Genomic DNA, 20,306 nt, shown 5'->3' on the forward strand with positions numbered 1-20,306 from the left:
TTATGCGTCCTTTTTCTCATGCGTAACCTTCACGGAAAATTCCCGCGCATTCTTGAGGTTGGGAACCTTGGCACGTGCTGCCGCACTTTCCGAAACGTCGATGTCGGCGATGATCACGCCCGGCTCATCATGGGCCGCTTCAGCCAGAACCTTGCCCCATGGCGAAACGATCAGCGAATGACCATAAGTCTCGCGACCATCTTCATGCACACCACCTTGGGCAGCTGAAATCAGGAATGCACCGTTTTCAATGGCACGCGCACGCTGCAAAATATCCCAGTGTGCCTCACCCGTCTGACGGGTGAAAGCAGCTGGTCCGGTGATCACATTGGCTCCCGCCAGCGCCTGCGCACGAAACAATTGCGGGAAACGAATATCGTAGCAAACCGCCATGCCAACATTTGCAAAAGGCAGTTCGGCAATTACCGTTTCCTTGCCCGGCTCATAGGTTGCCGATTCGCGCCAGCTTTCGCCATTGTCGAGATCAACGTCAAACATATGCACCTTGTCATAGGTCGCGATCTTCTCGCCCGATGGCGCGAAAATGCCGCCACGATTAGCAATCTTGCCATCACCAGCGGCAATGGCTGTCGAGCCGATATGCAGGAAAATTGCGTGCTTCTTTGCAAGTGCTGATGCGGCTTTGAAAACGAGGTCATCATTTTCATCACGCAGGCTTGCAAAAAGCGCTGCACGGTCGCGCATCAGCGCACCCGTCATCTCAGGGGTTTGCACATAATGAGCACCCTTGGCCGCAGCGTCAGTTACGAATTTTTCCAAATCCTCAACGTTACGGGCAATGTCAGTGCCGGAACGCATCTGAACGGCGGCAGCGCGAAAAGTGCTCATAAAAATCTCCCCCACCCTGATCTTAGTTCAGTTCGCCAGTTGCAAGCAGGCCATCAAGCTTGCCTGTATTCTCGAGTGCTACGAGATCATCGCAACCGCCGACATGGACAGCGCCGACGAAAATCTGCGGGAAGGTATTACGGCCCGAACGTTCCTGCATTTCTGCACGCAGTTCAGGTGTAGCGCCCGCATTGATTTCGTTAAACTCAACACCCTTGTTTTTGAGAAGGCTGACAGCACGCGTGCAATAAGGGCAGCCGGGACGGGTGTAGATGGTAATATCGGTCATGAAAAACTCCATTCGTTACCATCTATATAAGTGGCAAAGCAACGATCTGGAAGCCCCTCATGTGTTCACTAATCCGGCAGAACCCGGCTAAATGTCAGCACATCAACGCTTTTTGCACCGCCACGCAACAGCGCGCGTGTCGCGGCCTTTACTGTCGATCCCGTGGTATAAACATCATCGATCAACAGCACCCGTCGCCCACGCACATGAATTTCATGCTCTTTGGGCACCCGGAATGCACCGTCCACATTGCGCTTTCGCTCTTTGAGACCCAGCCCAATTTGCTGATCGGTGCGCCGAATGCGCTTTACCGCCTGCGGAGCAAAAGGTTTGCTGCTTAATCGCGCCAGCGTGCGTGCCAGTTCCGCAGATTGATTAAATCGGCGCGACCAGAACCGCCATTTGTGCAAAGGCACCGGCAGAATAACGTCGCATTCGTCGAGCAACTCGCGACCAGCGCGCTGCATCCAGCGTGCCATCCATGGCGCAAGATCAGTGCGATCATGAAACTTGAGTGCCACGGCCATGCGTTGTGCAGCACCTCGATGAAGCACTGCAGAACGCAACCGCCGAAACGGTGGTGGATCTGCAATCGCTTCTGCACTCATAAAGTTTTCACCAAAATCATGGCTAAACGGAATGCCAAGCACCGGACAATAGGGCTTTTCAATAAAGCGTAGTTGCGACCAGCATTGCGGACATAATGTTCCCGGCTCTGAAACCTGAATGCGACAACCGACACAACTGGCCGGAAACAGCACATCGGATGAATAGCGCAAGCCAAAGCGAACGGCGCTCTGCACGCTCGTTTTTAGCCTCAACAACAAGCTTTGATGCGACCTGTCGTCATCAACCATTGCATTCGCCCCCGTTCGAATGCATCTACGCCTGTATCTATATTACCGACGCATATCCGAAAGAGAAGACGGAATCGCAATGGCCGCCCCTTCACCTGCCCAATCGTCTGAAAACGCGATCTTTGATCGCGACCTCCAGCTGGCGTTTCGCCGCCGTGCTTTCAAACGCGCGATCCCGGGAGCAGACTTTATTTTACAAAGGGCAGCAGAAGACCTTGAAGATCGGTTGGATGCAGTAACACGCCGTTTCCCGGTTGCTGTTGACCTCGCGGGGCATAATGGCCTTGCTGCGAGCGCCATTGCCCGTTCTGGCAAGGCAGACATGATTCTGCGCATCGAACGCGATGCAACCTTTCTCAATGGCCCCTTCCCGGCAGTCGTTGCCGATGACGAAGCCCTGCCACTAAAGCCGCAAAGCGCTGATCTCATCGTTTCGCTGCTGGCACTGCATTCGACCAATGATACTCCGGGCGCGATGATCCAGATCGCCCGTGCATTGAAGCCCGACGGTTTGTTTCTGGCAGCACTCAGCGGCAACGGAACTCTGGGCGAGTTACGCGAGAGCCTTTTGCAGGCAGAGGTCGAGCTAACAGGCGGCGCTTCGCCGCGTATCTTCCCATTTGCCGATGTGCGTGACGTCGGCGGTCTTTTACAACGCGCTGGTTTTGCGCTTCCGGTCACGGACGTGGAAAATGTCACCGTTCGTTATGACAGCATTTTCAATCTGATGGCTGATCTGCGTGCCATGGGCATGCAAAATGTCTTGCGTGATCGATCCCGTAAGCCTGTGTCGAGAAAGCTGTTTCTGCGCGCAGCAGAAATCTATGCGGAACGCTTCAGCGATCCGGATGGGCGCATTCGCGCAAGTTTCTCGACTATCTGGCTGTCTGGCTGGGCACCGCACGAATCGCAGCAAAAGCCATTGAAACCCGGCTCTGCCAAGGCTTCACTGGCTGATGCGCTTAAGAATGTGGAGTAAAGTGTTTCCAGCAAAAGTGTGAAGCGGTTTTGCGTTCGAAAACACGAAGACACAAGAAGGCTTAGCAGTCACCTGTCTGGGTGCCATCGACTTCAATAACACAGATTGGTCTGACGGGTGCCTTGCGCTCGGCATGAACATCCCGCTTGATCGATCCGGTCATCGTGCGATCAATGCCAGCTGGCAGAACCGATTGTGCGGCAAGCTTGTTTGCCTGATCGTTTAAAACCGGCACAATAATCAGTGCAAGAGCGACTGCGGCAGAACCAAAAAGCAGCACGACGCGCAGGATGCCGCGACCCGCTTTCGAGAGTGGGCCCGGGGTGTATTCATTATGATCTGCACTGAAATAATTATTATCAAAACTCATGAGGCTAACTCCGGAACACTTATCCCAGAGAATGCCGCAGTGGAGTGAATCATCGATTAACGCGGAAGGTTAACAGTCAAGGATTTGGGAACTATTTCGTAGCTTTCCACAGGCTCATAACAGATCGATCAAAAATGGGATCAGCGGCTCGTCTGCTGGCGGCATCGGATAATCACGAATATCCTTTGGACGCACCCATTTCAGTGCCTGACCTTCCAGCCCCTGCGCCACACCTTCAAAGCGACGACAGACATAAAGCGGCATTAATAAATGGAAATCATCATAGGTGTGACTGGCAAAAGTCAACGGCGCGAGACAGGCCACTTTCGTCGTAATGCCGACCTCTTCCTGAAGCTCACGGATCAGGGTTTCTTCCGGCGTTTCGCCAGCTTCAACCTTGCCACCCGGAAATTCCCACAGACCGGCAAGCGACTTGCCTTCTGGACGCTGCGCCAACAGCACACGCCCATCAGCATCGACCAGCGCGCAGGCAGCGACCAATACAATACGGCGCGATTTCACTTCAGTCATTGTTCATTGCTTTCCCGATAAGCATAGCGATAGGCTTCCTGAAAGCCGAAACGCTTATAAAGTGCCAAACCAGCGACATTATCAGCTTCAATTTGCAGCCATGCAGTTTTTGCACCCAGTGATTTTGCCCATTTGAGCGTCGCACCGATCAAAGCTTTACCATGCCCCTTCTGACGCGCCTCTGGCAAAGTTCCAACGTCAAACAAACCGGCCATGGCGCCATCCTGCACACACAGCACATTGGATACGGCGCGATTACTTTCTTCGAGAACAAACATCCCCTTATTCGGGCGAATACCGTCCAGCAATTCAGAGAAGCCCGGACGTAATTCTGTCGGGCGACCATGAATAGCGATCGACGCATCCACATAGCGGCCAATGTCTTTCAAAGGTGCTTCATCACGTTCAGGCGTGAGATCAAGAGCACTCAGATTGGCTGTCATGACGATAGTTTCGTCGTGACGCTTCCAGCCAAGTCCTTCGAGATAATTCTCCAGCTCAACTGGGGCCAGCGGCGAAAGCCTGAAACACGGAACCCGGCCATAGGTGCGAAAACGTTGCGATGCCTGCTCGACACGCGCCGGAATATCACGCGTATCGCCCGGATCGAGTGGATTAACCGAGTTCAGACGCTTGGAGGGATGTGCAGCCGTCATGCGTATCGCCCATGTCCCGTCATAATGAACGGACGTGGCAGGCCATGCGCGAAAACCCACTGCTTCCAGCTGGCGAACGATAGCAAGATTGGACATATTAAAACTCTCTTTAAACTTAGCTTCTGTAATCGCCGTTAATCGCGACATACTCTTTCGTTAAGTCACAAGTCCAGACGGTTGCCTTACCCTTGCCGAGGCCGAGATCAACGCGGATCAGAATATCTTCGCCCTGCATGTAAGCCGAGATTGCCTCTTCAGAATAAGCCGGATCGCGCTGTCCCTGATTTGCCACGCGGATATCGCCGAACCAGATGGCGAGAAGATCGCGGTCAGCCGGTTCACCAGCCTTGCCAACAGCCATAACAACACGCCCCCAATTTGCATCTTCGCCAGCAACAGCGGTTTTAACCAATGGGGAGTTTGCAATTGAAAGTGCGATTTTCTTGGCAGAAGCGGCAGATTTTGCACCCGTCACTTCGACTTCAACCATCTTACGCGCACCTTCACCGTCGCGAACGACCTGAAGTGCAAGTGATTTCAGAACACGGCCCAGCGCCTTCTTAAATTCGCCAAGCCGTTTATCGGATGCATCAGTAACTTCAAGCGCTCCGCGCTCTGTTGCCGATCCGGTTGCAAACAGCATCAGCGTATCCGATGTCGACGTGTCGCTATCAACCGTCACAGCATTGAATGTCGAACCGACACCCTTGGAAAGCAGGGTTTGCAGAACGTCAGCCTTGATCGGCGCATCTGTAACAACAAAGGAAAGCATCGTCGCCATATCAGGCGCAATCATGCCTGCACCCTTCGAGATGCCATTGATCGTCACCGGAACCTGTCCGAGCAGCACCGTTTCGGTCGCAACTTTCGGATAAGTATCGGTGGTCATGATGGCTTTAGCGGCTTCAGTCCAGAAATCATCGCTGGCAGTATTTGCCATATCATCCAGAAGACCGGAGAACTTTGATGCATCAAGCGGCTCGCCAATCACACCGGTAGAAGCAAGAAAGACATCAGTCGTGTTGCAGCCAACAGCTTTGGCAGCGGCTTCGGCAGTCGCCTGCGTTGCTTCACGACCTTTAAGGCCGGTGAAAGCATTGGCATTACCGGAATTGACCACAACAGCGCGCGCTTTGCCGTGAACGAGGTTCTGGCGGCAGAAATCCACCGGAGCTGACGGGCAGAGCGAACGGGTGAAAACACCAGCTGCTTCCGCAGGCTTGTCAAACACCATCAGCATGACATCTGTGCGGCCCTTATACTTGATACCGGCAGCAGCAGTTGCAATGCGGACGCCATGAATGACCGGCATAGATGGGTAATGTTTTGGAGCAAGCGGGGATACGGTCGCAGACATGGATTGCCTCTGAAGAGATGCGATTTGATTCTGCCGCATTGGAAAGGTTTGCAGCACAAAATCAAGTTATAAGTAAAAATTCGCATAAAAAACGCCCCGCAATGCGGGGCGTTTTCATGAATTCAAATCTTACTGCTGCGGAGCGGCGTCGGGTGCATCACCCTGTTCCTGCGCCGCTGCGGCCTCCTTCATCGCTTTATCGACGGCTGGATCCTTATATTCGATCTTCATGCCATCGCGCAGCTTCTTGACCATATCGACATAACGCTCACGCATGATGATCGAACGGATCTGCTCTGATACCTGATCAAATGCTGGTGGCTGCTTCGTGCGACGATCTTCCAGCTGAATAACGTGGAAGCCAAACTGCGACTGCACAGGCTCCTTCGTGTATTCACCCGGCTTCAGTGCAAAAGCGGCCTTTTCAAATTCCGGAACCATCTGACCTTCGGAGAAATAACCGAGATCGCCACCATTGGCAGCAGTGCCATCGGTCGAGCTTTCCTTGGCGAGATCTTCAAACTTCGCGCCACCTTCAAGCTTCTTGATGATCGCTTCAGCTTCTTCCTTGGTCTTCACGAGAATGTGACGCGCACGCACTTCATTCTGTGGAGGGATAGCCGCGATTTCCTTGTCGTAGCGGGTACGAACATCAGCGTCCGAAATCTTGTCGACAACGGCATCCTTGAAATATTCGTTGTGGAGCGCGCGTTCACGCAGGAACTCCATACGCTTCTTGAAGTCGTCGCTCTGATCAAGCTTTTCCTTGGTTGCTTCGCTAGCCATCGCCTTAATGTCGATGAGGGCTGCAAGAGCGGCGAGACGGCGCTGTTCGGCTGGAAGGCGAGCAAACTGCGGATCAAGATCGCCAGCGGCCTGATCGACTTCACCAACCGTGATGTCATTGCCGTTAACGGTAGCAAGAACCTTTGCCGGATCTTCGGAAGCGGCAGCAGACGTTGCGGCCTCAGCGGGTTTAGCTGCATCCTGTGCAAAAACAGCCGAGCTGCTAAAACCAGCAAGCGCAACGGATGTTGCGAGAACGGCAAGAGCTTTGCGGGATGGGGCTTTGAAAAAGGCTTTCATATGAGATTCTCTCCTTCGAGACCGCCTACCGGCCCCATGAATGCGGCGGAATTTGGCCCGAAACCCGGATTATCCTTTGGAAAATACGAGCTTTCCGGCCTTTCGAGCAACATTGACATCGCTTGAAGCCCCTCTTATCTGTCCTTCAGCTTGACGTCCAGTAAGCGGCTGGGGAATTGCGTTGAAAATGCGCCGTATCTGGCAGCTTTCGACACGCAGTTTTCTTGCATTTGTTTCAATACGCGTGAATAAAGCATTCGACAAAGCATGATCGACAAAATTGCAATGTGGTTTTGCACTCGAAAATGCGAAAGAATTAAAGAGTTAGAGCCTTTTTAGAGTTTCGGTGAAATCGAAAAAGGCAATGGCGCCGGAAGCGCTTCCGGCTGAACGCACAGGAAAGGACCAGGAATGGTCAGCTTTGGCGGCCTCGCCCGCAAGATATTCGGTTCGTCCAACGACCGCCATGTGAAAACACTGCGCGCTCGTGCGGAACAGATTACTGCGCTTGAGAAGAATTACGCATCCCTTACCGACGAACAGCTTCAGGCAAAGACTGCGGAATTCCGCGCAGAACTCGCCCAGGGCAAGAAGCTCGACGCATTGCTTCCGGATGCTTTTGCAACCGCACGCGAAGCGGCAAAGCGCGTGCTTGGCATGCGGCCTTTCGATGTGCAGCTGATCGGCGGCATGGTGCTGCATGAACGCGGCATCGCTGAAATGCGCACCGGTGAAGGCAAGACGCTGATGGCGACATTGCCTGTCTACCTCAACGCGCTTGAAGGCAAGGGCGTGCACGTGGTGACGGTGAATGATTACCTCGCCACCCGCGACGCCGAAACCATGGGCAAGCTTTACAACTTCCTCGGTCTGACCGTGGGCGTGATCAAGCATGGCCTTGATGATGGTGAACGTCAGGCAAATTATGCCTGTGACATCACCTACGCGACCAACAACGAACTCGGCTTCGATTATCTGCGTGATAACATGAAGTATGAGCGCGGTCAGATGGTTCAGCGCGGTCACAACTATGCAATCGTCGACGAAGTTGATTCGATCCTCATCGACGAAGCACGTACACCGCTGATTATCTCCGGCCCATTGGAAGATCGTTCAGACTTCTACAATCTCATCGACACTTTCATTCCAGCGCTTGAGCCAGAAGATTTTGAAATCGATGAAAAGCAGAAGACAGCAATCTTCACCGAAGTCGGCACCGAAAAGGTTGAGCAGCTTCTTGATGCTGCCGGACACCTTAAGGGCGAAAGCCTTTACGACATTGAGAATGTCGCAGTCGTCCATCACCTGAACAACGCGCTTCGTGCGCACAAGCTGTTCCAGCGCGACAAGGATTACATCGTCCGCAACGACGAAATCGTCATTATCGACGAATTCACGGGACGTATGATGCCGGGTCGCCGCTTCTCGGAAGGCCTGCATCAGGCGCTGGAAGCTAAGGAACACGTGACCATCCAGCCTGAAAACCAGACGCTGGCTTCGATCACGTTCCAGAACTACTTCCGTATGTACACCAAGCTTTCCGGCATGACCGGTACAGCGTCTACGGAAGCAGAAGAATTCGGCAACATTTATGGTCTGAATGTTCTTGAAATCCCGACCAATCTGCCGGTTAAGCGCCTCGACGAAGACGATGAAGTCTATCGTACAGTTGAAGAAAAATACAAAGCCATCGTGAAGGACATTCGCTCTTCCCATGAAAAGGGACAGCCTGTTCTCGTCGGCACGACTTCGATCGAGAAGTCGGAATTGCTTGCTGAACGTCTGCGCAAAGATGGCATCAAAGATTTTCAGGTTCTCAACGCCCGCTATCACGAGCAAGAAGCTTTCATTATCGCACAGGCCGGTGTTCCGGGTGCTGTAACCATCGCCACCAACATGGCGGGTCGCGGTACGGATATCCAGCTCGGCGGCAATCTTGAAATGCGCGTTCATAATGAGCTTGCAGATATTCCTGAAGGTCCAGAGCGCACAGCAAAGATCGCCGAGATTAAGGCCGATATTGCAAAGCTGAAAGAAAAGGCACTCGCAGCGGGTGGTCTTTACGTTCTTGCAACAGAACGTCACGAAAGCCGCCGTATCGACAACCAGCTGCGTGGTCGTTCTGGTCGTCAGGGCGATCCGGGCCGTTCGAAGTTCTTCCTGTCGCTTCAGGATGATCTGATGCGCATCTTCGGCTCCGACCGTATGGACGGTATGCTGCAGAAGCTGGGCCTCAAGGAAGACGAAGCTATCGTTCACCCATGGATCAACAAGGCGCTTGAAAAAGCGCAGACCAAGGTTGAAGCACGTAACTTCGAAATCCGTAAGAACCTTCTCAAATATGACGACGTGATGAATGATCAGCGTAAGGTGATCTTCGAGCAGCGTCTTGAAATCATGGACGACGAAGACCTCACCGACACCGTGACCGAAATGCGTCACGAAGTGATCGAGGACATGGTTGCGCTTCGTATTCCAAAAGATGCCTATGCTGAAAAGTGGGAAATTGCCGCCCTCAAGGACGACATTCTCACCAAGCTCAACCTTGCCTTGCCAGTTGATGAGTGGGCCAAGGAAGAAGGCATCGCCGAAGAAGAGTTTGAAGCCCGCATCAAGGAAGCCGCCGACAAGGCTGCTGCTGAGAAGGCAGAACGCTTCGGTCCGCAGATCATGACTTACATCGAAAAGTCAGTGATCATGCAGTCGCTCGACAATCTCTGGCGCGAACATCTGGTCAATCTTGACCACCTGCGTTCGGTCGTTGGTTTCCGTGGCTATGCGCAGCGCGATCCATTGAACGAATACAAAACCGAAGGCTTTGAACTGTTCCAGGCGCTGCTCGCCAATTTGCGCGAAGTGGTGATTACACAGCTGATGCGTGTTGAAATCGTTCGTGAAGCTCCGGCTGAGCCAGAACTTCCGCCAATGACCGGCGTTCATATCGACGGCACAACTGGCGAGAATGACTTTGACGAAAACGCATGGGCCGAACACCAGCAGGATGAGCGCATCATCCCCGCTTCTGAACGTGACGCCGCCGACCCGAAAACATGGGGCAAAGTGAGCCGCAACGAATCCTGCCCTTGCGGTTCTGGCAAGAAGTACAAACATTGCCACGGCGCGTTCGAATAAGCGCCTAGATAATCTCGCTTACCTGAAAACCCGGCGCGCAATCGCCGGGTTTTTATTTGCCGAGGCGCTTGGCAATTCATTATTTTAGTAATTTCATAGAAACTGATATGTTCAGAAAGTAATTACCATTATTTCGAATTTGGCTTCGTCTGGTCAGAACTGGGCGATTTGTTTTTACCTTTTTAAAGAACTCCCATCTAATGTTTGGCCAATCAGGTTCAGCAACAGGCCCAATATGCTGGATAGATAGAACTTGAGAAACCGCAGCGGGATAAGCAGAGCTTTGATCAAAAGTCGCAATAAACAGGATTGGCAACGAATGTATATTTCCGTCGCTGACGTATTGCGACAATCATTTTGTGATGAATTTGCAGATAAAACTGGCATGTCAAAACAGTTGCGCGATAGTTTTGGGCAGAGCGCCAACTGTCATACAACAAAGCAGAATTTATATCCCAAGTCGCCTGCGCCACGCGCCCGGTTCGGTGCCAATTTAACAGGCCGATTTTTCCATGGGTTCACGAACCCACTTGAGGAGGCTTTGTAATGGCCGCAAAACCTTTACTTGAGGAATCCGCAGGTGGACATACGGCCCGCATCATCTCTCAGCTGTCCGATAATGTCGCGGGGAAGGATACAGCCAAGCGGCTGGAAGAAAGTCTGCATCATCGAGACATCCCACGTAAGCTTGCAATTTATGGTGCCTCCGCAGGCTTTGAACTGCGCGATGAACTTGACCACTTAAGCAGCCGAACAATCGAGCCGAATATCTTCTTCAATGCGCGCTTTCTGGCACCAGCCATGCCACGCCTTGAAGATCGAGAAGTACGCTTCATGGTGATGCGTGATGAAAATGAAATCCGCAGCCGTCTGCGCTTCGTTATGCCTTACACAGTAGAGCGCCCCGGCCTGCCCCTGTCGTCACCCGTCATTCGTGCATGGGCGACACCATTTGGCCCACAAGGCACCCCGCTTATCGATTACGATGATCCAGTAGGCGTCGTTGAGGACTTGTTCGATATTCTGGCACGCGATCATATCAAAATGCCTGAAGTTCTGGTGCTTCCGGAAATGCGCGCCGATGGCGCTGTTGCGAAATTAATCCGTTCTGTTGTGGTCGGAAGACAGCTGCCCGTCGTTTCGATTGAACAAAAAGCCCGGCCATTCCTCGAAAGCAATTTGGATGGTGAAACCTATGTCAGGGAAGCTCTCGGAGCACGCCACCGTCGAAATTACAGCCGCCTTTGGCGTCGCCTCGCAGAGAAGGACGAACTCGTACATCGCATCGCCCGCACACCCGATGAAGTCCGCTTTGCGTTCGAGCACTTTCTGACCCTAGAAGCGAGTGGCTGGAAAGGTCGCCGTGGCACCGCTATGGCTGTTGATCGCTTTCGTGCGGCGTTTGCTCGGGAAGCGGTCAACAATCTGGCTGAACGCGATTGTGTCCGCATTCATACGCTTGAATTGGATGGACGTGTGATCGCTATCTTGATCGTTTTCACCGTGTCAGGCGAAGCATGGACATGGAAAACGGCCTATGATGAGACATTAGCGGCTTACTCACCCGGTATGTTGCTTATGATCGAGGTGGTCAAAAACCATCTCGAGGATCCCAACATTACCCGCACAGATTCCTGTGCAGTGCCTGATCATCCCGTAATGTCACGTCTCTTTAAAGAACGGGAAACCATCGAAACACTGGTAATCGGGCTTCATCCAGGAGTCGACAAGCAAGTACGCCAGGCGGCCTCACAAATTCATCTTTATCAGCGTACTCGCAACCTGACCCGGATCATTCGCAACCGTATCCGCAATTTCACCGAACGAAAATAAAGCCGAATAGTTCAATAAACAGATTGAAACAAAAATTTGATAAATTGGAAAGACGTGCTATATTTTCTATCGGGAGAGCGCCTGAATTAAAGCAATGCAGGCGAAAAATAAGGGTCTGAACTTGTTGCTCTGATATTTAATTACGTTGCAGCAAGTAAATATGTGAATTCGGCCTTTTTTCGCTGCCTCACAAAAACCGACGCGCCTCCTTTGGGAAGGAGATGCGCTATGTTGGAATATCTCACTTATCTAAAGACACTCGATCTAATCGTATTGGGCTTGATCGCTTTTCTCGTCTGCTGGAACATTGTCGAGTATAATTTGCGCCGCTGAGGTCGCGCTGTAAAAAAGGCGGCTTCATAGAGCGACGTGAGCACAGGTGACAGGCTTTATCGCCCATCCAAGGTGCTTTCGTCGCTGTGTGGAAGTATAATCAGTCAAGCCGCTTGTGAGCGATTGACGTGGTTTCGTTTAGTCGTTATATCCCTCCCCGCTGTCCGTTTTTGGACCATATCAAACTGCTTCGGCAGTTACGTGCGGGTGTGGTGGAACTGGTAGACGCGCCGGACTCAAAATCCGGTTCCGCAAGGAGTGTCGGTTCGATTCCGACCACCCGCACCATCTCTCCTCAAAACATCATTTCATCGTTATAACGACGTAACTTGGATAGACTTCAACAAAAATCAGTGGCGTTGCGTTTATGATAGTTGCCTGATCAATGGGCGATATCTGCACATTAGCCAACATGTTCTCAAGCTTGGCGCGATTATTCTTATCGCTAAAAAAGCGGTCTTTGACGTCTTCCGCATCAACCTTGCCAAACTGATGTACGTTTGCACGATCCTGTCGGATAATCCCGGCAACCTTGGTAAGGCGTTGTCCCGATGAACTGAAATGGTCTTGCTCACTCAATCGGGCATAATAGGAATCGATCGGCTTTTCAGCCGCAGATGCCATTCCGAGCGTCATGAACAGCAGTATTGCAGACAAGATCGATGAGCGCATGACGCCTCCTTATGCCAGTTTATGCACGAATGCTTTATCTCGGCACACTTCTTATTATGTCTCCGACAAACCGTCAAAATCTGTTTGCTATGATGTCGACAAAGAAGCACTTAGAACAGTTAAACGCCTCAGGTGTCCAGAAAATCTGACATCACAGCATCATGCAAAGCGTTTACCTCACTATTAAGAGGTATATGAAAAAGCCAAACTTAAATTATTCGTTGACATTCAGATCGTTTTCGCACTGATTAATCAGCACCTAACTGTTTGTTTTGATGGACGTCTCGTTTGAAATTTCATTTCCGGGATGTCGAACATTATACGTTTCGTCTATCTGTTTTATCCATTAAACAGATAGGAACAGTTCAGTTTTAGGGCGGGCAAAATAATTGCTTGTCGGAGTGTGTTCGCTCCACTTTGATGATTAAAGCGGAGCGAGGACTCTGAGATGCGTATAGTCAGTGCGGCTTTTCTTGCGGGCCTTCTTGTGTCCAGTGCACCAGCTTTTGCACAATATGAAAAAGAACTTGGCCCCCTTGCTTCCGCAGCAACGTCACAAATTTTACCGGGTTGGACCGCAACCACACGAGATGGCTGGTTTGTTCTCAACAACCAGCAAGCAAGTGGCTCCGAACAAACCTTGATGCTAACGGCTGGTCCTGCGCCAGATCAAGGTCGAGCAACGCGTGTCGCTGTTGCAGTTACCTCATCAAAGCCAAGCGCTTCGATTGGATTATTTGCGACCAATCCTGCTGAAAACGCGATTTGTCTGATGGAGATCATGGCAGACAAATCTGCCAAACTATTCTGCATGGACAATGGCAAGCGGCTTGATATTGCCAATGTACCAAATGCAGCGAAACTAGACGGCAGCGATGTCATTGAAATGGTCGATGTGCCGGGCGTATCGCGCTTTCTGCTCAACGGTAAAACCATTGGAGACGTCCAGGCCTCTCGCGCGCTCGGCGCACAAATTGGCGTTATGGCCTATGATGTTGGTATGTTTGCGATAGCGAATTTCAGTATAACATCTGACGGCCAGAATGTGCCAACACAGCCATTTGTGTCCACCACGCCGCGCAGTGAAACGCCACAGACGGCAGATACAGGTACACAGCAACAACCGCAAACCGGTGCGCCAACACAGGCAGGATCGGGAAACCTCTCGGGACCGCTTCCCGATTTTGAGGGCGACACCAACAAAATCGCATCTGTCTATTTTGGCCTTATGCGCAGCATCTTTGCACATGAATTCGGACATGCGCTGATTGGCGAATTGCAACTGCCTTCAACCGGCCCGGAAGAAGACGCGGTTGATATTTATTCCGCATTGCAGATCGTTGAACCGACGATGTACCCGTCGGGGGACAAGCAGGTGGACGATATGGCAGTCGGCTCTGCAACCTATGCCGCGCTGCAATGGTATTACAGCGGCAAAATCAACGAGATGAAAGGCAGCGCACCATCGCCATGGCAGGACGAGCATACCGCTGATCTGAAGCGTTTTCGAAACATGATGTGTATCATGTATGGCGGTAACCCTAAGGTTTTCAGCAATCTAGCTGATAGCGTGAACCTTGATGAGCGCACACGCGCCCGCTGCTCAGACGAGTTCAACAAACAGAACCGTGCATGGCGGAAAATTCTAGCGCCACATACACGATCAGGAGAATGGCACCCCGAGGGTGAGCAACCAGCCGATGCGCCGGGTGCCGTCATTAAAACCGTTTTCGAGCCATCAAAAAGTCGCGTCGGTGATTATTATTATGCCATGCTATCAAAAGCTTTGACCGGTTATTTCAACAACCTGTCTCAGACTTACGTGCTACCGCGCCCAATCACTGTTACTTTCCGCGACTGCGATCAGTTAAATGCATGGTACGATCCCAAAGAGGGTTCAATCACCATGTGTTATGACCTGTTTGAGCACCTCGCAGTTATGATTTCTGATGTTGAAAGTGGAACTGTAAGGGGTGAACCAGCGACAGAAACCACCACAACGTCAGCGCCAGCCGCTGGAAATACAAGCGGCGGCGGCACAGCCATTGATGAATTACGTGATGAAGGCATTGCCGCAAGCATGGTTCTGTTTCAGGCTCCCTATACGGGACCAACGCCCAACAAACATGCAAGAGCAACAATCATCACAACAGTCGAAGTTGTAAAAATAATCGCGAATGGCCGTAAAACACTTTTCATTGATACCAGCGGTCTGCAAGAATCCTTGCAGAATGCTTACTCGCTCACTGACGCGGGGCGCGATGGCAGCGTGACGGACGGTCTGCAACAAGCGCTCGACGAATGGCTTAACGAGAAAGCTGGCGGTGATCGCAGCGTCGGGTTGGTATTCTTCGGCAAAGGCATGCGCGATCGCTCGTCATATAATGCTGCCCTGCGAGCAGCTACACTCGGCTGGACTACATTCTGGTATCGCGGTGGCCTCGAAGCGTGGACCGCGAACGGGTTGCCTGTCAGCAAGTAATCAACGCAACACGTGATGCTATGCGCGCCCCACTGGGCGCACAAAGCTCTCTCCGATCAGGCAGTTTCCAGCGCTTGAGCGAGATCGGCAATCAGATCATCCGGATGCTCGATGCCAATGGACAGACGAATAGTCGATTCCAGCACGCCTATACGTTCGCGCACATCCAAAGGCACTCCGGAATGGGTCATTGCTGCCGGATGGCTCGCAAGCGATTCTGTCCCGCCAAGGCTGACTGCCAGCTTCAAAATCTGTAGCGCGTTGAGGAAGCGGAAAGCAGCGGCCTGACCGCCTTTGATATCAAACGAAAATGTCGATCCTGCACCCGTACATTGGCGCTTGAACAATTGGCCAATATCGGATGATTCATCCTCAAACGGCAAATAATGCAACTTTCCAACCTTCGGATGATCGCGCAAAAACGTGACTATCGCGCGTGCATTTTTGTCGGCGCGTTCCATACGAATGCCAAGCGTTTCAAGCGAACGCCCAAGCATCCAGCAAGAATGCGGGTCAAGCTGCGTACCAATGGCACCACGCAGCGCTTTGACCTGCTTAACGACTGTTTTGGCACCCAGAACAGCGCCGGCAATCAGATCAGAATGACCGCCGACATATTTCGTCAGTGAGTAAAGAGAAATATCCGCGCCGTGATCGAGTGGCTTTTGGAAAACGGGACCAAGCAGCGTATTATCGCAGACAATAACCGGGCGATAGCCATCTTGCTTGTCCGCAATCGTTTCGGCAACACGTCGGATCGCAGCAATATCAACAATGCTATTGGTGGGGTTGGCAGGCGTTTCGATTAGAATGACCGATACCCGTCCCTTTTCGAGCGCAACCTCCGCAGCCTTTTCAATTACAGCTTCATGAACACCGTCCGCGAATGCGACAGCCTCCACATTGAAGTTATGAAATGTCTTGGCGAGTAATGTTTCTGTTCCGCCATAAAGCGGCTGCGAATGAAGAATGACGTCGCCCGGACGTGCAAATGCAAAAAGCGTTGTCGCAATCGCCGACATACCAGAGGAAAACAGCGCACAGCTTTCCGCACCCTCATACACAGCCAGACGGTCTTCAACGATCTCACTGTTGGGGTGGTTAAAACGCGAATAGACGAGGCCAGCGCCAACGCCGACTGGCGGCTCTTTCCGTCCGGAAACGAAATCGAAAAAATCACGGCCATCTTCGGCAGTTTTAAAAACGAAGGTCGATGTGAGGAAAACGGGCGGCTTAACCGCGCCTTCGGATAATTCGGGATCGTAGCCATAATTCATCATCTGCGTTTCTGGGTGCAGCAGATGATTGCCAATATGGGTTTTCGACTGACGCGGTGCGGTCATGGTGATCTCCTCAAAACTCCTCCGGCCCTTAGGCTGGGAGGAGTTTAACAGAGATGGACCGCAATCTTCTTGCGTTGTTAAACGCTTAAGCGACTAAGAGCGAACAGAACCGCCTTCTCACCATCGTTCAAATTACCTGACTACTTGACCACCAGAACAGGCACCGAGCTAAACGAAAGCACCTCAGCCGCCTGACTGCCCAGCAGTAATTTATTGACGCCACGGCGACCATGCGATGCGATAACGATCAAATCGCTACCAGTCTTTTGTGCCGCCTCGATAATGCCTTGTGCCGGAGATTGGTTTTCAATGTGCAGAGTGTCAGCCTTTACGCCTGCAGCTTCTGCCTTGGCTTTCGCTTTTGCGAGAAGCTCAGATGCCGCTTTGGTGATTGCCTCGCGATATTCCTGAAAGGCAGCAGGGCTGGACGCCCATTCTGCGGCAACCACGATGCCATAGGATGGCAGAAGTTCTGTCACAGAAACCAGCGACACTTTCGAACCAAACTGCTTTGCAAGCGCCACGCCCTGTTCGACGCCTTTATCTGCAAGTTCAGAACCATCAGTAGCAATCAGAATTTTCTTATACACAGCCCAAGCCTCCAGTTTGTGATCACGATCCAACCATGCGCGCCGCTATGAAGAAGGGCATTGATGCGGATCAATCAGACAGGAAAAAGCTTATAGACATGAAGAGCTTACCGAAAGAGAGAATGAGTGGTTTGAGAGTGATGAATTGTCTTTTTCAAACAAATCATCGTGCACATCATCCGCCCAGAATGAATTAAAAATATATTCTACCTTCATCGCTTTTAAAGAATAAAATTCCAAATTTTAGCAATCCGAAGCACAGAGCCAGCTATGCTTTTGCGTTATTTCCTCTTAAACTCCGTTCCAAACACAAGGAGATTTTTCCATGAGCAAGCCACTTGGCGAAAAAGGCGGCGCAGCTGCGGGACGCGGGCGCATTTATGATTCCATTCTCGACACGATCGGCAACACGCCGCTCGTCCGCATCGATAAATTCGCCAAGGAAAACGGCGTCGAAGCCAACCTGCTGGTAAAGCTCGAGTTCTTCAATCCATTGGCAAGTGTCAAAGATCGTATCGGCCTGGCTCTGATCGAAGCACTGGAAGCACAAGGCAAGGCTGTTCCGGGTAAAACCGTATTTGTAGAGCCAACCTCCGGCAATACCGGCATTGCGCTTGCTTTTGCAGCAGCTGCCAAGGGCTATCGCCTCGTGCTCACCATGCCTGAAACCATGTCGGTTGAACGCCGCAAGCTGCTCAAGCTGCTGGGTGCTGAACTTGTTCTCACCGAGGGCGCAAAAGGCATGAAGGGCGCAATCGCCAAGGCCGAAGAAATCGCTGAAGGCAATCCGGATGCGATCATTCCGCAGCAGTTTGAAAACCCAGCCAATCCGGAAATTCACCGTCTCACGACCGCTGAAGAAATCTGGAACGACACCAATGGCGAAGCGGACATCCTGATTTCAGGCATTGGCACCGGCGGCACGATCACCGGCGTTGGTCAGGTCATCAAGGCACGCAAGCCGTCCTTTAAAGTCGTTGCAGTCGAACCGAAGGATTCACCTATTCTTTCGGGCGGCACACCCGGCCCGCACAAAATTCAGGGCATCGGCGCTGGCTTTGCACCAAAGACGCTGGATACCGGTGTTTATGATGAAATTGTCACTGTTTCAAACGAGGATTCCTTCGCGAACTCGCGTCTGATTGCGCGTCTCGAAGGCATTCCGGTCGGCATTTCGTCGGGTGCAGCACTCACCGCTGCAATCGAGATCGGCAAACGTCCTGAGAACAAGGGCAAAAACATCGTCATCATCATTCCATCCTTTGCAGAACGCTATCTTTCGACTGCACTCTTTGAAGGTTTGGAATAAGATAGCGCGATAAACAAAAAGCCAGAGCGATCACCCGCTCTGGCTTTTCTGTTGCCTGAAATCTTGTACTTCGCGCCTGAACCTCGACGGCCCTACCACGGGAGTCTCAGTCTTCAGTTTACCGTGCGTGCCGCGCAAGCCGGACCAGGACCGCGCATGTAATGGCGCTCGGGCCTGTAGCTTGGTGCGACGAATTCACGAATAACATTAACGCTGTCACGCAGCTGAACTATAATGTTCATCGTCTTCACCTCTTCACCAAATTGCTTTTCTAAAATGATATCCGGCACCCGCCCGAATAGGGTTAAGGCAATGCTTTTCGCTTCCGAACATCTTAATGAAAACTTTAACAATTAAAGATGAACAACCCCTGAACTGGCATGGTTAAGGTTAAGTTAACGGTAACGATATTCAGGTTTTCCACAGGCGTGGGATATTAGCCACAAATAAAAAGCCGGTGTGAATACACCGGCTGTTCCCACTTTTCGGGATGTGCTCTAGCGCGTTGGAACCGGGTGTTCGCCACGATAATCATAAAAGCCACGACCCGTCTTACGACCCAGCCATCCAGCTTCAACATATTTCACAAGCAACGGACATGGGCGATATTTTGAATCCGCCAGACCATCATGCAGAACCTGCATGATCGATAAACACGTATCGAGACCGATGAAATCAGCAAGCTGCAACGGGCCCATCGGATGGTTGGCGCCAAGCTTCATCGCAGTATCAATGGCTTCCACGCTGCCCACGCCTTCATAAAGCGTATAGATCGCTTCATTAATCATCGGCAGCAGAATGCGGTTAACGATAAAGGCCGGAAAATCTTCGGCAACAGTGACTGTCTTGCCGAGCGCAGTCACAAAATCCTTGGACTTGCGGAATGTTTCCTCGTCAGTAGCGATGCCGCGCACCAATTCCACCAGCTTCATGATCGGAACCGGATTCATAAAATGAATGCCGATAAAACGCTCTGGACGATCGGTTGTCGATGCAAGGCGCGTGATCGAAATCGATGACGTATTGGTCGCGACAATAGCTTCAGGATTGAGCACAGGGCAGAGCTGAGCGAAAATCTTGCGCTTGACGGTTTCGTCTTCCGTCGCCGCTTCGATAGCCAGATCAACGCCAGCAAGATCCTGCATCGTGCTGGCTGCACGGATCAGCTTCATCGCGTCGGCGCGCTGCTGTTCTTCAAGTTTACCCGAAGCGACCTGCCTCGCCATATTACCATTGATCGTGGCAATACCTTTTTCCAGCCGATCTGCAGCGGCATCGTGCAGCAGCACGTCGTAACCTGCCAAAGCGCACACATGGGCAATTCCGCTACCCATCTGACCCGCACCAACAATACCTACCGTTTTGATTGCCACAGTATCGACTCCTCCATGCTACGCATTCATGCCTATTAAAAAGCTCACCTAACAAGCCAGTTAAAGGTGAAAAATGCAAGGTCATCGCGCAAAGCGTGCGATTTAGCGAATAAAAAAGGCGGCAAGGATGACCTGCCGCCTTTTAAGAAAATTAGAGCGCTTTTTGCAGCTCTGGCAACACCGTAAAGAGATCACCGACGAGGCCGTAGTCAGCGACCTGGAAGATCGGTGCTTCTTCGTCCTTGTTGATCGCCACGATCACGCG

General features: G+C 51.8%; 19 protein-coding genes, 1 tRNA gene and 1 pseudogene. 7 read left to right on the top strand and 14 right to left on the bottom strand.

The window, feature by feature from the left end:
* The 3 genes from J2782_RS22375 to J2782_RS22385 all read right to left on the bottom strand — a co-directional run bounded on the left by J2782_RS22375 (position 1) and on the right by J2782_RS22385 (position 1,995).
* The gene (locus tag J2782_RS22375; RefSeq protein WP_310016321.1) at positions 1 to 849 is read right to left on the bottom strand and encodes a carbon-nitrogen hydrolase family protein; all 849 of its coding nucleotides are present in this window, start codon (positions 847 to 849) and stop codon (positions 1 to 3) included.
* A gap of 22 nt (positions 850 to 871) precedes the next feature.
* Positions 872 to 1,138 (bottom strand): glutaredoxin 3, encoded by a 267-nt coding sequence (gene grxC / locus J2782_RS22380; protein ID WP_310016323.1) that lies wholly within the window; start codon positions 1,136 to 1,138, stop codon positions 872 to 874.
* Between the two features lie 68 nt (positions 1,139 to 1,206).
* A complete protein-coding gene (locus tag J2782_RS22385) occupies positions 1,207 to 1,995 on the bottom strand; it encodes a ComF family protein (protein WP_310016325.1) in 789 nt (262 codons plus the stop codon).
* A 79-nt stretch (positions 1,996 to 2,074) separates the two neighbouring features.
* On the opposite strand from J2782_RS22385, the gene J2782_RS22390 reads away from it, so the two are divergent.
* Complete coding sequence (locus J2782_RS22390; RefSeq protein WP_310016327.1) at positions 2,075 to 2,974, top strand: methyltransferase domain-containing protein; 900 nt, start codon at positions 2,075 to 2,077, stop codon at positions 2,972 to 2,974.
* Between the two features lie 61 nt (positions 2,975 to 3,035).
* On the opposite strand, the gene J2782_RS22395 is transcribed toward J2782_RS22390, so the two are convergent.
* The 5 genes from J2782_RS22395 to J2782_RS22415 all read right to left on the bottom strand — a co-directional run bounded on the left by J2782_RS22395 (position 3,036) and on the right by J2782_RS22415 (position 6,974).
* Positions 3,036 to 3,344: a hypothetical protein gene (locus J2782_RS22395; RefSeq protein ID WP_250041639.1), complete on the bottom strand. Its 309-nt coding sequence runs from the start codon at positions 3,342 to 3,344 to the stop codon at positions 3,036 to 3,038.
* Positions 3,345 to 3,458: 114 nt separating this feature from the next.
* Positions 3,459 to 3,875 carry an 8-oxo-dGTP diphosphatase MutT gene (mutT, locus tag J2782_RS22400; RefSeq protein WP_310016330.1) on the bottom strand — a complete coding sequence of 139 codons (417 nt, stop codon included), beginning with the start codon at positions 3,873 to 3,875 and terminating at the stop codon, positions 3,459 to 3,461.
* Complete coding sequence (locus tag J2782_RS22405) at positions 3,872 to 4,627, bottom strand: GNAT family N-acetyltransferase (RefSeq protein WP_404989703.1); 756 nt, start codon at positions 4,625 to 4,627, stop codon at positions 3,872 to 3,874. The genes mutT and J2782_RS22405 overlap by 4 nt, the downstream gene beginning before the upstream one ends.
* A 19-nt stretch (positions 4,628 to 4,646) precedes the next feature.
* Positions 4,647 to 5,888 carry a bifunctional glutamate N-acetyltransferase/amino-acid acetyltransferase ArgJ gene (argJ, locus tag J2782_RS22410; protein WP_310016334.1) on the bottom strand — a complete coding sequence of 414 codons (1,242 nt, stop codon included), beginning with the start codon at positions 5,886 to 5,888 and terminating at the stop codon, positions 4,647 to 4,649.
* A 129-nt stretch (positions 5,889 to 6,017) separates the two neighbouring features.
* Positions 6,018 to 6,974, bottom strand: coding sequence for a peptidylprolyl isomerase (locus J2782_RS22415; RefSeq protein WP_310016335.1), 957 nt, complete (start codon positions 6,972 to 6,974; stop codon positions 6,018 to 6,020).
* A 411-nt stretch (positions 6,975 to 7,385) separates the two neighbouring features.
* On the opposite strand from J2782_RS22415, the gene secA reads away from it, so the two are divergent.
* The 4 genes from secA (at position 7,386) to J2782_RS22435 (ending at position 12,560) form a co-directional block, all read left to right on the top strand.
* Positions 7,386 to 10,106: a preprotein translocase subunit SecA gene (gene secA / locus J2782_RS22420; RefSeq protein WP_310016338.1), complete on the top strand. Its 2,721-nt coding sequence runs from the start codon at positions 7,386 to 7,388 to the stop codon at positions 10,104 to 10,106.
* 319 nt (positions 10,107 to 10,425) lie between these two features.
* Positions 10,426 to 10,653, top strand: coding sequence for a hypothetical protein (locus J2782_RS22425; RefSeq protein ID WP_310016340.1), 228 nt, complete (start codon positions 10,426 to 10,428; stop codon positions 10,651 to 10,653).
* On the top strand, positions 10,653 to 11,939 hold the full coding sequence (gene bspF / locus J2782_RS22430; protein WP_310016343.1) for a type IV secretion system effector crotonyl transferase BspF: 1,287 nt from the start codon (positions 10,653 to 10,655) through the stop codon (positions 11,937 to 11,939). The genes J2782_RS22425 and bspF overlap by 1 nt, the downstream gene beginning before the upstream one ends.
* A gap of 536 nt (positions 11,940 to 12,475) precedes the next feature.
* Positions 12,476 to 12,560: transfer RNA gene (locus J2782_RS22435), tRNA-Leu, on the top strand.
* 15 nt (positions 12,561 to 12,575) lie between these two features.
* On the opposite strand, the gene J2782_RS22440 is transcribed toward J2782_RS22435, so the two are convergent.
* Complete coding sequence (locus tag J2782_RS22440) at positions 12,576 to 12,944, bottom strand: hypothetical protein (RefSeq protein WP_310016345.1); 369 nt, start codon at positions 12,942 to 12,944, stop codon at positions 12,576 to 12,578.
* 448 nt (positions 12,945 to 13,392) lie between these two features.
* Here J2782_RS22440 and J2782_RS22445 point away from each other — a divergent pair, with 448 nt between their 5' ends.
* Positions 13,393 to 15,426: a DUF4344 domain-containing metallopeptidase gene (locus J2782_RS22445; protein ID WP_310016346.1), complete on the top strand. Its 2,034-nt coding sequence runs from the start codon at positions 13,393 to 13,395 to the stop codon at positions 15,424 to 15,426.
* 56 nt (positions 15,427 to 15,482) lie between these two features.
* Here J2782_RS22445 and J2782_RS22450 read toward each other — a convergent pair whose 3' ends face one another.
* Both J2782_RS22450 and J2782_RS22455 read right to left on the bottom strand, forming a co-directional pair.
* Positions 15,483 to 16,769, bottom strand: coding sequence for a cystathionine gamma-synthase family protein (locus J2782_RS22450; RefSeq protein ID WP_310016348.1), 1,287 nt, complete (start codon positions 16,767 to 16,769; stop codon positions 15,483 to 15,485).
* Between the two features lie 140 nt (positions 16,770 to 16,909).
* Positions 16,910 to 17,359 carry a universal stress protein gene (locus tag J2782_RS22455; protein WP_310016349.1) on the bottom strand — a complete coding sequence of 150 codons (450 nt, stop codon included), beginning with the start codon at positions 17,357 to 17,359 and terminating at the stop codon, positions 16,910 to 16,912.
* Between the two features lie 325 nt (positions 17,360 to 17,684).
* On the opposite strand from J2782_RS22455, the gene cysK reads away from it, so the two are divergent.
* Positions 17,685 to 18,668 carry a cysteine synthase A gene (gene cysK / locus J2782_RS22460; protein WP_310016351.1) on the top strand — a complete coding sequence of 328 codons (984 nt, stop codon included), beginning with the start codon at positions 17,685 to 17,687 and terminating at the stop codon, positions 18,666 to 18,668.
* 113 nt (positions 18,669 to 18,781) lie between these two features.
* On the opposite strand, the gene J2782_RS22465 is transcribed toward cysK, so the two are convergent.
* The 3 genes and pseudogenes from J2782_RS22465 to J2782_RS22475 form a co-directional block, all read right to left on the bottom strand.
* A complete protein-coding gene (locus J2782_RS22465; protein WP_260525696.1) occupies positions 18,782 to 18,910 on the bottom strand; it encodes a hypothetical protein in 129 nt (42 codons plus the stop codon).
* Positions 18,911 to 19,165: 255 nt separating this feature from the next.
* Positions 19,166 to 20,041 carry a 3-hydroxybutyryl-CoA dehydrogenase gene (locus tag J2782_RS22470; protein WP_310016354.1) on the bottom strand — a complete coding sequence of 292 codons (876 nt, stop codon included), beginning with the start codon at positions 20,039 to 20,041 and terminating at the stop codon, positions 19,166 to 19,168.
* A 151-nt stretch (positions 20,042 to 20,192) separates the two neighbouring features.
* Positions 20,193 to 20,306: pseudogene (locus J2782_RS22475) on the bottom strand (electron transfer flavoprotein subunit alpha/FixB family protein); the annotation flags it as partial.

The organism is Brucella pseudogrignonensis, from assembly GCF_031454375.1.
Taxonomy (GTDB): domain Bacteria; phylum Pseudomonadota; class Alphaproteobacteria; order Rhizobiales; family Rhizobiaceae; genus Brucella; species Brucella pseudogrignonensis_A.

Coding starts and splice junctions, on each gene's coding strand:
- cysK (WP_310016351.1), top strand. CDS start 17,685: ATGAGCAAGCCACTTGGCGAAAAAGGCGGCGCAGCTGCGGGACGCGGG.
- bspF (WP_310016343.1), top strand. CDS start 10,653: ATGGCCGCAAAACCTTTACTTGAGGAATCCGCAGGTGGACATACGGCC.
- J2782_RS22395 (WP_250041639.1), bottom strand. CDS start 3,344: ATGAGTTTTGATAATAATTATTTCAGTGCAGATCATAATGAATACACC.
- mutT (WP_310016330.1), bottom strand. CDS start 3,875: ATGACTGAAGTGAAATCGCGCCGTATTGTATTGGTCGCTGCCTGCGCG.
- argJ (WP_310016334.1), bottom strand. CDS start 5,888: ATGTCTGCGACCGTATCCCCGCTTGCTCCAAAACATTACCCATCTATG.
- J2782_RS22390 (WP_310016327.1), top strand. CDS start 2,075: ATGGCCGCCCCTTCACCTGCCCAATCGTCTGAAAACGCGATCTTTGAT.
- grxC (WP_310016323.1), bottom strand. CDS start 1,138: ATGACCGATATTACCATCTACACCCGTCCCGGCTGCCCTTATTGCACG.
- J2782_RS22450 (WP_310016348.1), bottom strand. CDS start 16,769: ATGACCGCACCGCGTCAGTCGAAAACCCATATTGGCAATCATCTGCTG.
- J2782_RS22465 (WP_260525696.1), bottom strand. CDS start 18,910: ATGAACATTATAGTTCAGCTGCGTGACAGCGTTAATGTTATTCGTGAA.
- secA (WP_310016338.1), top strand. CDS start 7,386: ATGGTCAGCTTTGGCGGCCTCGCCCGCAAGATATTCGGTTCGTCCAAC.
- J2782_RS22425 (WP_310016340.1), top strand. CDS start 10,426: ATGTATATTTCCGTCGCTGACGTATTGCGACAATCATTTTGTGATGAA.
- J2782_RS22445 (WP_310016346.1), top strand. CDS start 13,393: ATGCGTATAGTCAGTGCGGCTTTTCTTGCGGGCCTTCTTGTGTCCAGT.
- J2782_RS22385 (WP_310016325.1), bottom strand. CDS start 1,995: ATGGTTGATGACGACAGGTCGCATCAAAGCTTGTTGTTGAGGCTAAAA.
- J2782_RS22405 (WP_404989703.1), bottom strand. CDS start 4,627: ATGTCCAATCTTGCTATCGTTCGCCAGCTGGAAGCAGTGGGTTTTCGC.
- J2782_RS22375 (WP_310016321.1), bottom strand. CDS start 849: ATGAGCACTTTTCGCGCTGCCGCCGTTCAGATGCGTTCCGGCACTGAC.
- J2782_RS22415 (WP_310016335.1), bottom strand. CDS start 6,974: ATGAAAGCCTTTTTCAAAGCCCCATCCCGCAAAGCTCTTGCCGTTCTC.
- J2782_RS22440 (WP_310016345.1), bottom strand. CDS start 12,944: ATGCGCTCATCGATCTTGTCTGCAATACTGCTGTTCATGACGCTCGGA.